General features: G+C 71.1%; 17 protein-coding genes. 6 read left to right on the top strand and 11 right to left on the bottom strand.

All coding sequences use genetic code 11. The features are described 5' to 3' along the window. Position 1: 1 nt before the first annotated feature. Positions 2-1156: a sensor histidine kinase gene (locus tag OOK07_RS05580; protein WP_266795286.1), complete on the bottom strand. Its 1155-nt coding sequence runs from the start codon at positions 1154-1156 to the stop codon at positions 2-4. 108 nt (positions 1157-1264) lie between these two features. Between OOK07_RS05580 and OOK07_RS05575 the strand changes: the two genes are divergently transcribed. Genes OOK07_RS05575 through OOK07_RS05565 form a run of 3 tightly spaced genes read left to right on the top strand, consistent with a single transcriptional unit; the run spans position 1265 to position 3362 of the window. Beyond that, positions 1265-2185 carry an ABC transporter ATP-binding protein gene (locus tag OOK07_RS05575; protein ID WP_266795284.1) on the top strand — a complete coding sequence of 307 codons (921 nt, stop codon included), beginning with the start codon at positions 1265-1267 and terminating at the stop codon, positions 2183-2185. Between the two features lie 2 nt (positions 2186-2187). Then, a complete protein-coding gene (locus OOK07_RS05570; protein ID WP_266677501.1) occupies positions 2188-2910 on the top strand; it encodes an ABC transporter permease subunit in 723 nt (240 codons plus the stop codon). Between the two features lie 41 nt (positions 2911-2951). After that, a complete protein-coding gene (locus tag OOK07_RS05565; RefSeq protein WP_266795282.1) occupies positions 2952-3362 on the top strand; it encodes a hypothetical protein in 411 nt (136 codons plus the stop codon). On the opposite strand, the gene mug is transcribed toward OOK07_RS05565, so the two are convergent. The 9 genes from mug to OOK07_RS05520 form a co-directional block, all read right to left on the bottom strand. Beyond that, positions 3340-3891: a G/U mismatch-specific DNA glycosylase gene (gene mug, locus OOK07_RS05560; RefSeq protein WP_266683352.1), complete on the bottom strand. Its 552-nt coding sequence runs from the start codon at positions 3889-3891 to the stop codon at positions 3340-3342. The two genes, OOK07_RS05565 and mug, sit on opposite strands and share 23 nt — an antisense overlap. Then, positions 3888-5330 carry an adenylosuccinate lyase gene (purB, locus tag OOK07_RS05555; RefSeq protein ID WP_266677497.1) on the bottom strand — a complete coding sequence of 481 codons (1443 nt, stop codon included), beginning with the start codon at positions 5328-5330 and terminating at the stop codon, positions 3888-3890. Before purB ends, mug begins: the two co-directional genes overlap by 4 nt. 153 nt (positions 5331-5483) lie before the next feature. Further along, a complete protein-coding gene (locus OOK07_RS05550; protein ID WP_266795280.1) occupies positions 5484-6266 on the bottom strand; it encodes an SGNH/GDSL hydrolase family protein in 783 nt (260 codons plus the stop codon). A 67-nt stretch (positions 6267-6333) separates the two neighbouring features. Further along, entirely contained in the window at positions 6334-7347 is a 1014-nt protein-coding gene (locus OOK07_RS05545; protein ID WP_266677493.1) for a hemolysin family protein, read from the bottom strand. Next, the gene (locus OOK07_RS05540) at positions 7344-8699 is read right to left on the bottom strand and encodes a hemolysin family protein (RefSeq protein ID WP_266795278.1); all 1356 of its coding nucleotides are present in this window, start codon (positions 8697-8699) and stop codon (positions 7344-7346) included. Before OOK07_RS05540 ends, OOK07_RS05545 begins: the two co-directional genes overlap by 4 nt. 157 nt (positions 8700-8856) lie before the next feature. After that, entirely contained in the window at positions 8857-9282 is a 426-nt protein-coding gene (locus OOK07_RS05535) for a GNAT family N-acetyltransferase (RefSeq protein WP_266677489.1), read from the bottom strand. Positions 9283-9342: 60 nt separating this feature from the next. Continuing rightward, on the bottom strand, positions 9343-10221 hold the full coding sequence (locus OOK07_RS05530; protein WP_266677487.1) for an LLM class F420-dependent oxidoreductase: 879 nt from the start codon (positions 10219-10221) through the stop codon (positions 9343-9345). Between the two features lie 46 nt (positions 10222-10267). After that, positions 10268-12835, bottom strand: coding sequence for an ABC transporter permease (locus tag OOK07_RS05525; RefSeq protein ID WP_266677485.1), 2568 nt, complete (start codon positions 12833-12835; stop codon positions 10268-10270). 3 nt (positions 12836-12838) lie between these two features. Continuing rightward, positions 12839-13702, bottom strand: coding sequence for an ABC transporter ATP-binding protein (locus OOK07_RS05520; protein ID WP_266795276.1), 864 nt, complete (start codon positions 13700-13702; stop codon positions 12839-12841). 198 nt (positions 13703-13900) lie between these two features. Between OOK07_RS05520 and OOK07_RS05515 the strand changes: the two genes are divergently transcribed. Together OOK07_RS05515 and OOK07_RS05510 are read left to right on the top strand one after the other, a co-directional pair. Beyond that, a complete protein-coding gene (locus tag OOK07_RS05515) occupies positions 13901-14143 on the top strand; it encodes a toxin-antitoxin system HicB family antitoxin (RefSeq protein WP_266795275.1) in 243 nt (80 codons plus the stop codon). Between the two features lie 4 nt (positions 14144-14147). Beyond that, positions 14148-14522, top strand: a complete 375-nt coding sequence (locus tag OOK07_RS05510) for a fic family toxin-antitoxin system, toxin component (RefSeq protein WP_266677479.1) — start codon at positions 14148-14150, stop codon at positions 14520-14522. A 14-nt stretch (positions 14523-14536) separates the two neighbouring features. On the opposite strand, the gene OOK07_RS05505 is transcribed toward OOK07_RS05510, so the two are convergent. Next, on the bottom strand, positions 14537-15253 hold the full coding sequence (locus OOK07_RS05505; protein ID WP_266795274.1) for a class I SAM-dependent methyltransferase: 717 nt from the start codon (positions 15251-15253) through the stop codon (positions 14537-14539). Positions 15254-15991: 738 nt separating this feature from the next. Here OOK07_RS05505 and OOK07_RS05500 point away from each other — a divergent pair. Then, positions 15992-17143 (top strand): PQQ-dependent sugar dehydrogenase, encoded by a 1152-nt coding sequence (locus tag OOK07_RS05500; protein WP_266677475.1) that lies wholly within the window; start codon positions 15992-15994, stop codon positions 17141-17143. Positions 17144-17170: the final 27 nt, after the last annotated feature.

Genomic DNA, 17170 nt, shown 5'->3' with positions numbered 1-17170 from the left:
ATCAGCTCAACGGCAGCTCCACATGTACCTGCCAGTCGCCCTCGTCCGGCCCGGTTCGCGCGCGGCCGCCCAGCAGGGCCGCGCGCTCGCGGATACCGCGCAGCCCGCTGCCCCGGCCGGGCCCAGGTATGCCGGCGGCCAGCGGATTGCGGACCTCCAGGGTGAGGGCGGAGGCCTTGACCTCGACGCGGACGCGCACGGGGACGGCTCCCGCGTGCCGAAGCACGTTGGTCAGCGCCTCCTGGAGGATGCGGTACCCCTCACGCGAGACGGGGCCGGGCAGGGCGTCCAGGGCCCCGGCGAGTTCGGCGTCGACCTTCGCCCCACAGCCGCGGGCGGACTCCAGCAGCCGGTCGGCGTCCGCGAGCGCCGGTCTGCTGCTCACCCGTCGCTCCGACTCCCGCAGGACGCCCAGCACCCGCTCCAGATCCTCCAGAGCGGCCCGCCCGGTCTCCTCGATCGCGCCGAGGGCCCGGTCGGTGAAGGCCGGGTCGCCTGCCGCCCGTGCAGCCCCCGCCTGCACCACGGCCACCGTCAGTGCGTGACCGATCGAGTCGTGCAGTTCACGGGCGATCCGGTTGCGCTCCAGGAGCTGTTCGGTGCGCTCCTCCAGAGCCGCGAGGCGTTCGGCGGCGGACGGGCCGAGGAGCCGGCGCGCGACCGCGGTGACCACCTCACCCAGGCCGACGACGAGTCCGCACAACGCGAGGAGGGGAAACGGCACCAGGAGGGCCGACCATCCCCGCGGTGCCACCTCGGCGATCCCGGGGACGCCTTCGGGCACGCGTCCCCACGCGCTCTCCGCCAGCACGAACGCGGTGATCGGCAGCCAGACGCAGCCGAACGCGGCCACCGCCCCCAGCGCCATGCGCACTTCCAGCCACAGCACCGTACGCACCCGGTCCCGCCAGGCCTTCGCCGGAGCCACGGAGAACCCGGGATCGCGCTCGCCGGGCGTCAGCAGCAGCTGCGCCTGCAAGCCCTCGCCCCTGCGTACCGCCGGGATCAGCCCGACCGGGATCAGCACCAGCAGCGGCACCCACGGGAGCGTCGGGCCGATGAACATCCACACGCTGACGACCAGCATCGGCAGCCACAGGTGCAGCAGCCGTGCGTATGTCGTCCCCCGGAGCAACGGGCGGAGCAAGCGGGTCATTTCGTCATCGTGCCAGCCGCCACTGACAACCGGCTTCCCCCGCGTGGGGGAGAGGATCTACACCCGTGGGGGAGGCGATCACCCCACCCCCGCGGCGACGCTGCTGCCATGACCAGAATCGACGTCGACAACCTCACCAGGGAGTACGGCACCCGGCGGGCCGTGGACCACCTCACCTTCACCGTTCACCCCGGCAAGGTCACCGGCTTCCTCGGCCCCAACGGCGCCGGAAAGTCCACCACCATGCGGCTCGTGCTCGGCCTCGACCGGCCGACGTCCGGCTCCGCCACGGTCGGCGGCCGCCCCTACGCCACGCTCCGTGAACCGCTGCGCCACGTCGGCGCCCTGCTCGACGCGGACGCCGCACACGGCTCCCGTACCGGCTGGGACCATCTGCACGTACTTGCCGCGAGCAACCGCATCCCGCGGTGCCGGGTGGATGACGTGCTGGCACAGGCCGGGCTGTCGTCGGTGGCGCGCCGGCGAGTGAAGACGTACTCCCTCGGCATGCGCCAGCGCCTCGGGATCGCCGCCGCACTACTGGGTGACCCCGAGGTCGTGATGCTCGACGAACCATCCAACGGCCTCGACCCCGAAGGCATCGTCTGGATCCGCGAGTTGCTGCGCCGGCTCGCGGGCGAGGGGCGCACCGTGCTGGTCTCCAGTCACCTCATGAACGAGACCGCGTCCTTCGCCGACCATCTGGTGGTCCTGGGACGTGGACGTCTGCTGGCCGACACCCCGATGCGGGAGTTCATCGACGCGCGCGTGCAGCCACGAGTGCGGATCCGGACGACGGACGCCACCGCCCTCAAGAGCGTCCTGGTACGGGGCGGGCACGACGCGGTGGAGCACGTGGACGGGCACTGGATCGTGGAGCACGCACGCGTGGACGACATCGGGCGCCTTGTCTCCGCCGCCGGCCTGCCCGTCCTCGAACTCGCGGCGGAGGAAGGCACGTTGGAGCAGGCCTATCTGGACCTCACCGGCGCAGAGACCGAGTTCACCGCACAGCCCCAGGAGGCCTGACCATGGAATTCACGCCCGTGCTCCACGCGGAGTGGCTCAAGATCCGTACCCTGCGGTCGCTCGTCGGCGGCCTGGCCGCCGTGCTGCTCGCCACCGCCCTGTTCTCCGCACTCGCCGGCGCCGACAGCGAAGGAACGGACTTCGACCCGCTGTTCTCGGTCTTCTTCGGCGTCAACTTCGGGCAGATCGCGGCGATGGCCTTCGGTACGACCGCCGTGTCGTGCGAGTTCCGGGGCGGAGCCCTGCGCGTCACCCTGGCCTCGGTGCCGCGGCGCGGGCGGTGGTTCGCCGCCAAGGCGGTGGCGATCGCCGTACCCGTGCTGGTGGTGGGGCTGGTCACCGGCGCCGTGAGTCTGGCCGTCGGCAGGGCCGTCCTCGGGGCGAAGGCGGACGGGCTGAGCTGGAGCGAGGAGCTGCGCGGAACCGTCGGCTGTGGGATCTATCTGATGCTGATGGCGTTGCTCGCGGCGGGACTCACGGCCGTCCTGCGCAGTGGCGTCACCACCCTGAGCATCCTCATCCCGTTCCTGCTCATCGTCTCCTTCGTCATCGGCGACCTGTCCGGTTCCGCCGCGGACGTCCTGCCGGACCGGGCGGGCCAGGTGGCGCTCCACGAGACATGGACGGGCACCCTCGGACCGTGGACGGGGCTTGCGGTGACGGCGCTGTGGGCGGGGGTCGCGCTGCTGGCCGGGGCGTGGAGCGTGCGGCGCCGGGCTGCCTGACACCTCACCAATTGTCAGTGCCGGCCGGTTTACTGGACCGCATGAACATCGCACGGCACCTCGCCCTCATCGAAGAGCTGTGCTTCCGTCCCTTTCCGGCGGAACACGGCTACCACATCGCGGAGTTAGAGAGCAGTCATGGCCTCAGAGGCCGCGACAGCGCGGAGCGAGCGGTGACGGTGGATCAGTACGAGAAGGTCCGGGACGCCATCTACGAGGAACTGGCGCCGCGCTGGGGTGAAACCACCCCCTGGAACCTGCAGACGGTCCTGCTGCGCACCGAGCGCGAGGAGATACCGGAGCCGTGGGCCACTCTCAGCGCACGCGCGCGCGTGGCCTACGGCTGGGAGGTGGTGGGGACCGGCCGCTGGGCCGCCGTGGCCGTCGCCGACCGGGACGAGGCGGACGAAGTCCAGCTCGTCGCCGTGGTCACCGAGACAGACCCGCCCTGACCCGCAACCGCCCGAACTCCTCCGCCATCGTCTCAGCCGTCCAGTGCGCGTTCAGCCCGCTCGGGTTCGGCAGCACCCACACCCGTGTCTCCCCGATCGTCCGCTCCTGCGGCCCCACCTGAGCCTTGCGGTCGTCGAAGGCCGCCCGGTAGGCGGTCACCCCCACCACAGCCAGCCAGCGCGGCCGCAGTCGTGTCACCTTCAGTGCCAGCTGCCGCCCGCCCTCGCGGTACTCATGCGCACTCAGTTCGTCGGCCCGCGCGGTCGCCCTCGCCACCACGTTCGTGATCCCGAGCCCGTAGGACAGCAACTCGCCCTGTTCCGACGGCTTCAGCAGCCTGGGCGTGAAGCCCGACAGGTGCAGCACGGGCCAGAAGCGGTTGCCCGGCCGGGCGAAGTGGTGGCCCGTCGCCGCCGTCATCAACCCGGGGTTGATGCCGCAGAACAGCACACCGAGGCCGTCCGCGACCACGTCCGGTACGAGGCGGTCGCGGGCGGCCTCCAGTTCCGTCTGGGTGAAGCGGGTCAGAGGATCGCCCCCGGGGTGTAGCCCGCGGCCTCCGGGTGCTGCTTCACGATCTCCTCGATACGGCCGACGACCGCGGCGACCTGGTCGGCCGCGGCACCGGTGAAGGACAGCTTGTCGGCCATCAAAGCGTCGAGCTGGGCACGGTCGAGGGGGATGCGCTCGTCGGCGGCCAGCTTGTCGAGGAGTTCGTTGCGCTCGGCGCCCTGCTCGCGCATCGCGAGCGCGGAGGCGACGGCGTTCTCCTTGATGGCCTCGTGCGCGAGTTCACGCCCGACGCCCGCGCGCACCGCGCCCATCAGCACCTTGGTCGTGGCGAGGAAGGGAAGGTAGCGGTCCAGTTCGCGCGCGACGACCGCCGGGAAGGCGCCGAACTCGTCGAGCACCGTCAGGAACGTCTCCAGCAGACCGTCCAGAGCGAAGAACGCGTCCGGGAGAGCCACTCGGCGGACCACCGAGCAGGACACGTCGCCCTCGTTCCACTGGTCGCCGGCCAGCTCGCCGGTCATCGACGCGTAGCCGCGCAGGATGACCATCAGGCCGTTGACGCGCTCGCAGGACCGCGTGTTCATCTTGTGCGGCATCGCGGAGGAGCCGACCTGGCCCGGCTTGAAGCCCTCGGTCACCAGCTCGTGCCCGGCCATCAGCCGGATCGTCTTGGCCAGCGACGAAGGCGCCCCGGCCAGCTGCACCAGCGCCGTCACGACCTCGTAGTCCAGCGAACGCGGATAGACCTGCCCGACCGAGGTGAACGCCTGCGAGAAGCCCAGGTGCCGAGCGATCCGCTGCTCCAGGTCCGCCAGCTTCGCCGTGTCCCCGCCCAGCAGGTCCAGCATGTCCTGCGCCGTGCCGACCGGACCCTTGATACCGCGCAGCGGATAGCGGCCCAACAGCTCCTCGACCCGGCCGTAGGCGACGAGCAGCTCGTCGGCGGCGGTCGCGAAGCGCTTGCCGAGGGTGGTGGCCTGCGCCGCCACGTTGTGGGAGCGGCCGGCCATGACCAGCTCGCCGTACTCGCCCGCGAGCTTGCCCAGGCGCGCCAGGACGGCCACCGTGCGGTCGCGCACCAGCTCCAGCGAGAGCCGGATCTGCAGCTGCTCGACGTTCTCGGTGAGGTCGCGGGAGGTCATGCCCTTGTGCACGTGCTCGTGCCCGGCGAGGTCGTTGAACTCCTCGATCCGCGCCTTGACGTCGTGCCGTGTGACCTTCTCGCGCTCGGCGACGGAGGCCAGGTCGACGGTGTCGAGGACACGCTCGTAGTCGGCGATCGCCGCGTCCGGCACCTCGATCCCGAGGTCCTTCTGGGCCCGCAGCACGGCGAGCCAGAGCTGCCGCTCCAGCTTCACCTTCTGCTCGGGCGACCAGAGCGTGGCGAGCTCGGCCGAGGCGTAGCGTCCGGCGAGGACGTTCGGGATGCGGGGCTTGGCGGGCGCAGAAGTCACGTGGACGGATTCTACTGGCGATTCGTGCAGGCCAGCGCCACGGGCGCCTTTGGCGGAACCTACGAGACCTGCGTCACGCCAGGGGGTCGGTGGCCGGACCGCTCTCCCGGCGGAGGTGAAAACTCTTGAGGGGCGCCTCCGGTCGGCGTCCTCCTAAGCCGTCGGGTCCTCGTACGGCAGCAGCTCGGGGCGCTTTGGCGGCAGGCCGTCGCCGGAGGAGCGGCCCGTCAGACGGCGGCCGATCCACGGCAGCAGGTGCTGCCGGGCGAACCGGACGTCCGCCGCCCGCCGCGCGGCCCACCCCGGAGGTCGCGTCGCCGCCATCGGCGTGTGCCAGTCGGCGTCCTCGGGGTCGTAGCCGAGCGTCTGCCAGACCGCCTCGGCGACCCTGCGGTGCCCCTCGGCCGTCAGGTGCAGCCGGTCCACGTCCCACAGGCGCGGGTCGCTGAGCGACGGTGCTCCGTACAGGTCGGCGACCACCGCGCCGTGCCGTGCGGCGAGTTCGTCGACGACGGTGAACAGCTCCTCCATGCGCGGCCGGAAGCGCTCCAGGACCGGACCCTGGCGGCCCGGGCTGCGCATCAGCACCAGCTGCTTGCAGGACGGGGCCAGGCGCTCGACGGCCTCGGTGAGCAGATCCCGTACCCGGCCCATGTCGCACTTGGGGCGCAGCGTGTCGTTGAGCCCGCCCACCAGCGTGATCACGTCGGGCCGCATGGCCGCCGCCACGTCGACCTGCTCGTCGACGATCTGCCTGATCAGCTTGCCGCGCACCGCGAGGTTCGCGTACCGGAAGCCGGGGGAGACGGCGGCCATCCGCCCGGCGAGGAGATCGGCCCAGCCCCGGTAGGAGCCGTCGGAAAGCAGGTCCGACATGCCCTCGGTGAAGGAGTCGCCGACCGCGACCAGGCTGGTGTGTGTGGGGTTCGTCTGCATGGCGGAAAAGATGGTAACCCGGTTCCATACCCATCGGTCGGTCGGCCCGGTCGTCTCGTCCGGCGGCTCACGCCCGCTGCCCGAACAGCTCCTGCAGCACGTCCTCCATGGTCACCAGACCGGCCAGCCGGCCGTCGTCGCCGAGCACCGCCGCCAGGTGGGTACGGCTGCCCCGCATCGCGGTGAGCACGTCGTCCAGCGGTGTGTTCTCCCGGACGCGTGCGATGGCCCGCATGTCCCGCACCCGGAACGGCACGTCCCTGGGAGAGGCGTCCAGCGCGTCCTTGACGTGCAGGTAGCCGACGATGCGGCGGCCCCCGTCCACCACCGGGAAACGGGAGAAGCCCGACTCGGCCGACAGCCGCTCCAGCTCCTCCGGCGTGACGCCCACGCGCGCGTGGACGACGCCCTCCCGCGGCAGCACCACGTCGCGCACCGGGCGCCGGCCCAGTTCCAGCGCATCGTGCAGCCGCTCCCGCGCGCGGTCGTCGATCAGGCCCGCCTCGCCCGAGTCCCGTACGATCCGGGCGAGCTCGGCGTCCGAGAAGGTGGCCGCGACCTCGTCCTTGGTCTCCACCCGCAGCAGCTTCAGCAGCGTGTTCGCGAAGGCGTTGACCGTGAAGATCACCGGTCGCAGCGCCCGGGCCAGGGTGACCAGCGGCGGACCGAGCAGCAGTGCGCTGCGCACCGGCTCCGCGAGGGCGATGTTCTTCGGCACCATCTCGCCGAGCAGCATGTGCAGATACGTCGCCAGGGCCAGCGCGATCACGAAGGACACCACGTGCCCCGCACCCGTCGGCACACCCACGGCGTGGAACACCGGCTCCAGCAGATGCGCGATCGCCGGTTCCGCGACCACACCCAGCACCAGCGTGCACAGCGTGATGCCGAGCTGTGCGGCCGCCAACAGCGCGGACACGTGCTGCAAACCCCACAGCACGCTCTTCGCCCGCCGGTCGCCCTCCTCCGCATGCGGTTCGATCTGCGAACGCCTGACGGAGATCAGCGCGAACTCGGCGCCGACGAAGAAGGCGTTGACGACGAGGGTCGCAAACCCGATCAGCAGTTGTACGGCGGTCATCGGGCGTCCCCCTGCTCGTCCATCGTGTGGTCCCGGGCGTCTGCGCCGTCCAGCGGTGCGTGCATCAGGACCCGCGCGGCCCGGCGCCCCGCGGCGTCCACGACATCGAGCTGCCATCCGGCGACCTGCACGCGGTCACCCACGGCAGGGATACGGCCCAGCTGGGCCGCCACGAGACCGGCCAGCGTCTCGTACGGTCCCTCCGGCACCCTCAGGCCCACGCGCGCGAGCTGGTCCACGCGCGCCGAACCGTCGGCCGAGTACAGCGAGCGGCCCTCGTCGTCGCTGCCCGCGGGGGCCAGGTCGGGCGTCTCGTGCGGATCGTGCTCGTCCCGCACCTCGCCGACGACCTCCTCGACGATGTCCTCCAGCGTGGCCACGCCCGCGGTGCCGCCGTACTCGTCGATGACGACGGCCATGGTGCGCTTGCCGGAGAGCCGGTCGAGCAGCCGGTCGACGGTGAGGGACTCCGGGACGAGGAGCGGCTCGCGCATCATGTCGGAGACACGGGTGCGGGTGCGGCGTTCGACCGGTATCGCCAGGACGTCCTTGATGTGCGCGGTGCCCACGACCGAGTCGAGGTTGCCGCGGTAGACCGGGAACCGGGACAGACCGGTCGCCCGGGTCGCGTTCGCCACGTCCGCGCAGGTCGCGTGCGCCTCCAGGGCGATCACCTGGACGCGGGGCGTCATCACGTTCTCCGCGGTCAGGTCGGCGAGGTTGAGCGTCCTCACGAACAGCTCGGCGGTGTCCGCCTCCAGAGCCCCCTCCCTGGCGGAGTGCCGGGCCAGCGCTGCCAGCTCCTTGGGGCCGCGTGCGGAGGCCAGCTCCTCGGTGGGCTCCAGGCCGAAGCGGCGCACCACACGGTTCGCGGTGTTGTTGAGGTGGCTGATGAAGGGGCGGAAGACCGCGCTGAACAGGCGCTGCGCATTGCCCACCCGCTTGGCGACTGCCAGCGGCGAGGAGATCGCCCAGTTCTTGGGCACCAGCTCGCCGACGACCATCAGGAACACGGTCGACAGGGCCGTACCGAGCACCAGGGCGAGCGAGCCGGCCACCGAGTGCGAGACGCCGAGCGCCTCAAGGGGACCCGCGATCAGCTTGGCGATCGACGGCTCGGAGAGCATGCCGACGACCAGGTTGGTGACGGTGATGCCGAGCTGGGCGCCGGAGAGCTGGAACGTCAGACTCCGCACGGCCTTCAGGGCGCCCGAAGCGCCCCGCTCACCGCGCTCCGCCGCCCGCTCCAGCGCGCCTCGCTCGACCGTGGTCAGCGAGAACTCGGCCGCGACGAAAGCGCCACAGGCCAGCGACAGCAGGATCGCCACCAGCAGGAGGAGCACTTCGGTCATCGGGTCACCTCCGTCCCATCGTCGGACAGGGGCGGGAGGATCGCGCGACGTCGTGTACTGCGTGCACTACTGGGAGGCTCGCCCATGGGCGGACGCTCACACCTTTCATTGGAGGACCGAAACCGTCCCCTCAATAGTAAAGTATCGGCAAAGGTGGTCAGTGAGTGAGGTGCTTCACCCAGCGCCGCCAGTGGTCCTCGGGTGCGTACCCGGCCGCCCGCCAGGCATGCTGCCCGGTCTCGTTGCGCACCAGCACCATGGCGTCCCCGCGGCGTCCCCCGAGCCGCACGAACCGCTCCTCGGCTGCGGCCAGCAGCGCCGAACCGATGCCCTGCCGCCGACGCTCCGGGTGCACCGCGAGGCGGTACAGATGGCAGCGCCACCCGTCGAAACCGGCGATCACCGTCCCGACCAGCTCCCCGTCCCGCTCGGCCAGGATCAGGGCCTCGGGGTCGCGCGCGACCAGCCGCTCCACCCCCGCCCGGTCGTCACTGATGCTCCTGCCCTCGGCGGCCGTCCTCCAGAAGGCGAGGACGATGTCGAGGTCGGCGGGCTCCGCGGCCCGGATGCGAAGATCAGTCATGGGGCGATCCCATCACGCACGCCCGTGCCCGACCTCGAATTCCAGCATCCGGACGGACGGTCAGCGGCCGCCGAGCTCCGCGACGACCGGCGCGAAGGCCTCCATGTACGGCTCCAGGACCGTCAGATACGAGAAGCCGTACCGTTCGCGCTGGGCCAGTACCTGGGCGACGATCCGGTCCAACGTGCCGACCAGCAGGATCGGCAGCTCCAGTGCCTGCTCCACGGTGGCCCCCGGCACCCGCTCCACGAGCGGCCGGACCGCGGCCGCACGGTCGTCGGTGACGGCCGCCATCTGGATGAGCAGGTTCAGTTCGGCCGGTTCCCTGCGCCCCTCGGCCAGGCGCCGGTACCGCGCCACGCTCTCGTCGAGTTCCCCGGCCGTCACCGGCAGCAGCTGCCCCGCGGTGCTTCCCGGTGCGAGGCGCGCACCCGTGAACGCCGCGATGTCGGCGTGCTCGGCGGTGAGCTGCAGCATCCGGTCGCCGTTGCCGCCGATGAGCAGCGGCACCCGTTGCGCCTGAGGGAGTTCACCGGAGCCGAGCAGCCGGTCCAACTCCTCGATGGTGCGCTGCAGATGGTCCACACGCTCGCGTGGACTGCCGAACGGCAGCCCGGCCGCGTCGTGTTCCGCCTGTACGTAGCCCGTCCCCAGTCCGAGTTCGAGGCGTCCGCCGGTCAGGGCGTTCGTGGTGGCCACCTCGCGGGCGAGCAGCGCCGGGTTCCAGAAGCCCGCGTTGAGCACGAACGTGCCCAGCCGCGGCCGCCGGGTGACCGCGGCCGCGGCGACCAGCGCGGGAAACGGCGCGACCATGCCGAGATGGTCGGGGACCTGGATCACGTCGAAGCCGAGTTCCTCGGCCCGGCGGCACTTGGCGTGCCACTCCTCGGCAGGCGCGGGGCTGACCAGACTGACACCGAAGCGGAACGGACGCGGCATGAACTCTCCTCACTGGCAAGCGACTTGAGAACGTGCCGCGATTCCATCACTCGTGCGCGATGGCCGCCAGCACATTCATGCGGGATGCACGCAGCGCAGGCAGCAGCGCCGCCACGATGCCCACCACCGCGGAGCCGACGACCACCGCGGCGATCGTGGTCCACGGGATCGCGAGCGCCTTCATGCCCTGCAGCGCCAGCACCTGCTGGGTGCACACTCCCCAGATCAGGCCCAGTGCGAGGCCCAGGACCGCGCCGAACACCGCGATCACCACCGACTCCAGCCGGATCATCCGGCGCAACTGCCGCCGGGCGAGTCCGATGGCCCGCAGCAGCCCGATCTCCCGAGTGCGCTCCACGACCGACAGGGCAAGGGTGTTGACGACGCCGAGCACCGCGATGATGATCGCCAGCCCGAGCAGCGCGTACACGAGATAGAGCAGTACGGCGATCTGGTCGTGCACCAGCTTCTTGTAGTCGGCCTGGTCGCGGACCTGGACCTGGGGGTACGGGTCGAGCGTCTTGTCCAGGCGGGAGCGCAGCTGGTCGGCGCTGGTGCCGGGGGCGGCGTTGACGTAGAGCGCGGAGTCCTGGCCGCCGGGCACGTACTTCTCGACCGTCGCGAGGCCGACGAACAGCCCGCCCTGCATGCCGAAGCCGTTGGCGCCCTCCTGGTCGGTGAGGGCGCCGACCCTGAGTTCGGTCTTCCGGCCCGCCGGGAACTCGACGGGGATCGTGCTGCCGAGCCGCACGCGGTGGTCCTTCGCGAACTGGACGTCCATGGCGATGCTGCCGTCCGCGAGCGCCGCCGCCGTGTTTCCGGCCGTGTAGGTCACATGCGCGACGTCGTCGACCCCGTCGCCGTAGCCCGCGGCGGTCGTCTTGACGCGCTTGCCGTCCGGCAGCCGTACGGCGATCGGGGTGAACCGCTGCCGCACCACGTCCCCCACGCCCTTCGTGTCGCGCACCTTGTCGGTGACCTCCTGGGGGAACGGCACGAAGTTGCTGTTCTGGACGATGAAGTCGGCGCCGAGGGTCTTGTCGATCTGCTGGTCGAAGGATTTGGACATGGAGGCGCTGGCCACCGACATGCCGCCGACCAGGGCGAGGCCCACCATGAGGGCGGCCGCGGTGGCACCCGTGCGGCGCGGGTTGCGCAGCGCGTTGCGCTGGCTCATGCGGCCGACCGGGCCGAACAGGGCGGGGAAGGCCCCGCCGAGGACCCGGATGACGGGTCGGACGAGAATCGGGCCCGCGATCACCGTCGCGATCAGCGTCAGGACGACGCCGAGCCCCAGCAGGGAGGCCGCCGAGGCCGTCTTCGACGCGGTGGCACAGCCGACGAGCGCTGCCGCCCCGAGCACTCCGACCACCGAGCCCACGATCGCCCGCGTCCGCAGCGGCCGCCCCACACCGGCGATCTCGGCGTCCGCGAGTGCGGCCATGGGCGAGACGCCCGCCGCGCGCCGGGCCGGGAGGTACGCCGCGACGAAGGTGACGCCGATCCCGACGACGTACGCCGCCACCGGGGTGCCCCAACCGACCACCATCTCCGCGGTCTTGAGGTTCATGCCGAACGTGCCCATGAGTTTGATCAGCCCGGCCGCGAGCCCGATGCCCGCGGCGAGGCCCAGCGTCGAGCCGACCAGGCCGAGCAGAAGCGCCTCGGTGAGCACGGACCGCGACACCTGGCGCCGGTCCGCGCCGAGGGCCCTGAGCAGCCCGAGTTCACGGGTGCGCTGGGCGATCAGCATGGAGAAGGTGTTGACGATCAGGAAGACGCCGACCAGAACGGCGATCCCGGCGAAGCCGAGCATCACGTACTTGATGACGTCGAGGAATCCGCCGAGGTCCTGCGCGGCCGACTTGGCCTGTTCGCCGGCGGTTTTGATGTCGTAGCCGCGGGTGCCGACCGCGGCGGTGACCCGGGTCTTGAGCGTCGCGTCGCTCACGCCCTCGGCCGCGTCCACCGAGATGCTGGTCGCCCTGCCCGTCGAGCCGAGCAGCTGCGTCGGGGCCGTCTTCGGATCGAGGAAGACCAGGGCCGCACCCGGGTTGGTCGTGGTGAAGGTGGCGATGCCGACGATCTCGACCCGGAAGCTGCCCGGCTGGGCCAGCACGGTCAGGGTGTCGCCGATCCGTACGTGCTTCTTGTCGGCGGTGTCGGCGTCCAGGAGCCCCTCGCCGCGGCCGTGCGGGGCGTGCCCCGAGGTCAGCCTCACCGGGCTGCGGGGGGTCAGGTACCAGTCGGAGGCGATGGTGGGTGCGCCGGTGGTCGGTCCGACCGACTTGTTCCTGCTGTCGACGACCGTGATGTTCTGGACGCTCACGTCCGGGTGCGCCGACGCGACCCCGTCGATCTTCGCCACCCGGGCGGCGAGCGAGGCGGGCACGGTGTCGACCGCTCCCGTCGGTACCTGCGACGTGAGGTCCTCCTTCGGCTCCACCGTCACATCGGCGGAGGTGGAGGCGAACAACCGGTCGAAGGTGCGGGTGACCGTGTCGGAGAAGATCAGGCTGCCCGCGACGAACGCCACGGACAGAACGATCGCCAGCGCGGAGAGCAGCAGCCGCCCCTTGTGGGCGAGGAAGCTGCGGAGCGTCGCCTTCAGCACGCTTCAGTCCTTGTCGAGGGTGTCGAGAGTGTCGAGGGGTACGCCGGCACCGGTCACGCCGTCGGCGGGGGCGCCGCCGCCCTCGGACTTGCTGCGGATCACGTCGAACCGCTTCATCCGCTCCAGCACCGTCTCCGCCGTCGGCTGCTCCATCTCGTCGACGATGCGCCCGTCCCCGAGGAAGAGCACCAGGTCGGAATGGGCGGCGGCGCCGGGGTCGTGGGTGACCATGACGACGGTCTGGCCCAGCTGGTCGACTGCGTCCCGCAGGAAGCCGAGGACCTCGAGGCCGGCCCGCGAGTCGAGGTTGCCGGTCGGCTCGTCGGCGAAGATCAGCTCGGGCCGGGAGGCCAGCGCCCGCGCGCAGGCCACGCGTTGCTGCTGGCCGCCGGACAGCTGGGCGGGCCGGTGCTTCAGCCGGTCGCGCAGTCCCAGCGTGTCGATGACCTGGTCCAGCCACTTCTCGTCGGGTTTCTTGCCCGCGATGTCCATGGGCAGGGTGATGTTCTCGGCCGCGTTCAGCGTCGGAATGAGGTTGAACGACTGGAACATGAAGCCGATGCGGTCCCGGCGCAGACGTGTCAGCTCGCGGTCCTTCAGCCCGGTGATCTCGGTGTCGCCGAGCCACACCTGACCGGCCGACACCGTGTCGAGGCCCGCCAGACAGTGCATCAGCGTGGACTTGCCGGAACCCGAGGGCCCCATGACCGCGGTGAAGCGGCCGCGCGCGATGCCGACGTCCACCGAGTCGAGGGCCAGCACGGTGGTCTCGCCCGAGCCGTACGCCTTGGTCAGACCGCGGGCGCGGGCCGCGATCCCGTCGGCCGACGCATGGCCCCGGGCGTGCTCCGCAGCAGGTGTGGACAAGGCTGCCTCCTCGCTCACATGGACGTACCGACCCTGTTGTCCCGGTCGAGCGTAGTGTGATCCGGCCCACACTCGAAATCCTCCGCGAGTCCGGGTCGGCCTCCACCCCAGGTCGTGCCCCCGATGCCGGTGTAAGGGGCATCCTCCACCCGTGGGGGCCTCTTGCCGGTGCTAGCGCCTCGGTGCTAGCTTCTGGGTATGGCGAAGACCCAGTTGAACGTACGAGTGGACGAAGGCACCGCCCGCGCCGCCCGCGAACGTGCGCTGGCCCGCGGTGTGAGCGTCAACCGCTACATAGAGGAGCTGGTCAGACAGGACACCGGCGAGGTGGGCCACACGTTCGTCGAGGCCGCCGCCGACTTCATGAAGCAGTACGAGGCCGTCTTCGCGGAAGAGCTCGACACCGACCGCGAGGCCGGGCGCGGCGAAGGTCGTCACTGATCCCTTGAGCCATCTCAGAATCGACCTCGCCTGGCTCCTCATGCTCGCCGAGCAGAACACGCCCGGGGACCCCCAGGTCACCGACTGGGGCGCCCTGGTCGCCGCGGTCGCGCGCCACGACGCGGAGATATTCGACGTCCCCGTCTACGACAGCCCGCACGCGCGTGCCGCCTCGCTGCTCCAGCTCCTCCTCCATGTCCCGGCGCTGGAGCGCTCGAACGCGCTGTTCGCCTCAGCTGTCGCGTACGCCTACCTGGTCGCCAGCGGCCTCAAGGTCGCCACCTCGCCCGTGCAGGTCCGCGAACTGGCCCGCCTGGTCAAGAGCGGCGAGGCCTCGGTGTACGACATCGCCGCGGAGTTGCGGCAGTGGACGGTGTGATCAGACGGCCGTGATCACTTCTTCCCGGCCGGGTTTTCGGCATCGGCATCCCTGACCGGCGGCCGCCACGCCGTGCCGAGCACGCAGTACGAGGTGGGCAGCTTCGGACCCGTCTCCGGCATCAGTACCCGCCGGTAGGGGCCGAGTTCGAATCCGGCGTCCCGCAGCGCGGCGATCGGGTCGCGGGCCAGATGGCAGCCGCCGTTGAGCGGTGGCCACAGCGTGCGGTCGAGGGCGCGCTGGGTGAAGACCATCGCCGGCCCGCCGCCCCGGCCGTGCTCGAAGAACCGTACGACTCCACCGGGCCGCAGCACACGCCGTAGCTCGGCCAGCGCCCGCGGCACGTCCCGCACGCTGCACAGCACCAGCGAGACCACCGCGGCGTCGAAGGCCTCGCTCTTGACGGGCAGTGCCTCCGCGGCAGCCGGTACGACGTCCACGGGCACCTGGGAGCGCAGTGCGGCCTCGACGGCCAACTGCCGCAGCCGGCGCTCCGGTTCGAGCGCGACGACCTCCGAGACCGTGCCCGGATAGTGCGCGAAGTTCAGTCCGTTGCCCGCGCCGATCTCGATGACCCGCCCGGACAGCCCGGACAGGAGCCGGTCGCGGACGGCACCCATGCCCATCCGGGTCTCGGCGCTCACGCTGACCCGGGCGTAGAACCGGGCGAACAGCGGGTGGTGCACGGGATCCCGCGCCACCTTGGTGGCACCGGGGGGCCGCAGCGGCATGAGGACCTCCCTGACAGGATGTTCCTTACCGCGATTGTCCCCCGTACGGGCCTTTCGCACTCCCGCCGGTGGACCGCCCGGTTGCGCCCGGCCGGCGACGTGGCCGGCCTCCGGGTGGCGCGAAGCGCCCGCCGGCGGATGCGAGGCGTCGGGGCGTCCGCGAGATGTATGTCGAAGAAGGCCGCACCGTGGCCCGTACGCCCGCCGCCGCGTCGGCGGAGACCGTGTCCACCTGCAGGTGCAGCGCCCACCGGCGCCGGGCCGGTCGGCCCGGTGAGGTGGAGAGGGGGCGGTACCGGCCGTCGGCGCGCCGGACGGTCTCCCGGTAGGTGCGGCGACGGTGATGACCGGCGATGCGACGGCGGCGGCGACGGCTCCGAAGCCACCGGCCAGAAGAACACGGCGAGTTGGGCGAAGGGGCCGCACCGCGCGCCTTCCACGACCGGACACGCGGCCCCGTGGAAGGCGCCCCCGCCCAGCCTCCTCATCGCCAAGTCCCTTGCACTGTGGGCCACTTGCCCGAAGGGGCTGCGCTACGGGGCGGCGCAGACCGGCCACCACGCATCCGTCCGCGTCCGCGCCCTCACTCCACTGGCTCATCCGAATGGCAGATCGAGCACCCATCGCCATGATTTCAATGCAGAGCATGGCGACATCCGGGAAATACCCTGCTTTTCGCGGCTATGTGGACACGCCGCACCACGACGGGCTCACTCAAGGCACGACGAAGGGTGTCGCATGACAGATCCAGGCCGCTCGGTCCGGCGTCCAGCCCGGTTCGTCCTCGCCTCGCTCGCGGTTTCGGCCGCACTGCTCGCGGCCGGCCTGTCGCAGCCGGCGCCCGCGGCCGCGGCGGCGCCCGCCTCGGCCAAGACCGCCGTCATGGACACCGCTGACGCCACCGACGGCGGCGCACCGGCCGACGTCACCACCTTCTCAACGGGATGGCAGACGCCCTGGGACATCACCTTCATGCCGGACGGACGCTCGGCACTGGTGACCCAGCGACTCGACTCCCAGGTCTTCCGCCTCGACCGCAACGGCACCAAGAAGCGAGTCGGCGAGGTGCCGTACACCGTCCCCGAGCCCTATGACGACGGGCCCGGCGGCCTGCTGGGTGTCGCTCCGTCACCGACGTGGAACGGCAAGTCGGACAAGCAGGTGTTCTTCGTGCACACCACGAAGACCGAGACCCGCATCGTCAGAATGGACTACAACGGCAAGTCGCTCAGCCATTACAAGACGCTGATCACGGGTATCAAGCACATCGGGAACCACAACGGCGGCCAGATCCTCTTCGGCCCCGACGGATACCTCTACGTCTCGACCGGTGAGGCCTACCAGCCGAACCTCGCGCAGGACAAGAAGTCGCTCAACGGAAAGATCCTCCGGATCACGAGGACCGGCGCCGCGGCCCCCGGCAACCCGTTCGGCACCCGCGTCTACAGCTACGGTCACCGCAATCCGGAGGGCCTGGCCTTCGACAGCAACGGCCACCTGTGGGAGGCGGAGATCGGCGACCAGACCTGGGACGAGGTCAACCTCATCAAACCGGGCGCCAACTACGGCTGGCCCACCTGTGAGGGCGCCTGCGGCCGCAAAGGCCTGACCGACCCGAGCGTCGTCTTCGCCCCCGGGTCGGGAGGCGTGCCCGCGCAGATCGCCGTCGTGCACAACGTCCTCTACGTGTCCTGCCTGCGCGGCAAGCGGTTGTGGCGCATCCCGATCGACGGGAACAGCGAGCGCGTCGGCAAGCCGGTCGACTTCTACGCCGGCCAGTTCGGCCGCCTGCGCGGCATCGCCAAGGTGCCCGGCTCGGACGAGCTGTGGCTCGGCACCAGCGACGCCGGATACGGCAAGGACAAGATCCTCCGCGTGTCCATCAGATGACCCCCGCCCGCAGATCCCCCCACTGAA

It is taken from the genome of Streptomyces sp. NBC_00078 (assembly GCF_026343335.1).
Classification (GTDB): Bacteria; Actinomycetota; Actinomycetes; order Streptomycetales; family Streptomycetaceae; genus Streptomyces.
This window is presented reverse-complemented; position numbering and strand designations above follow the sequence as displayed.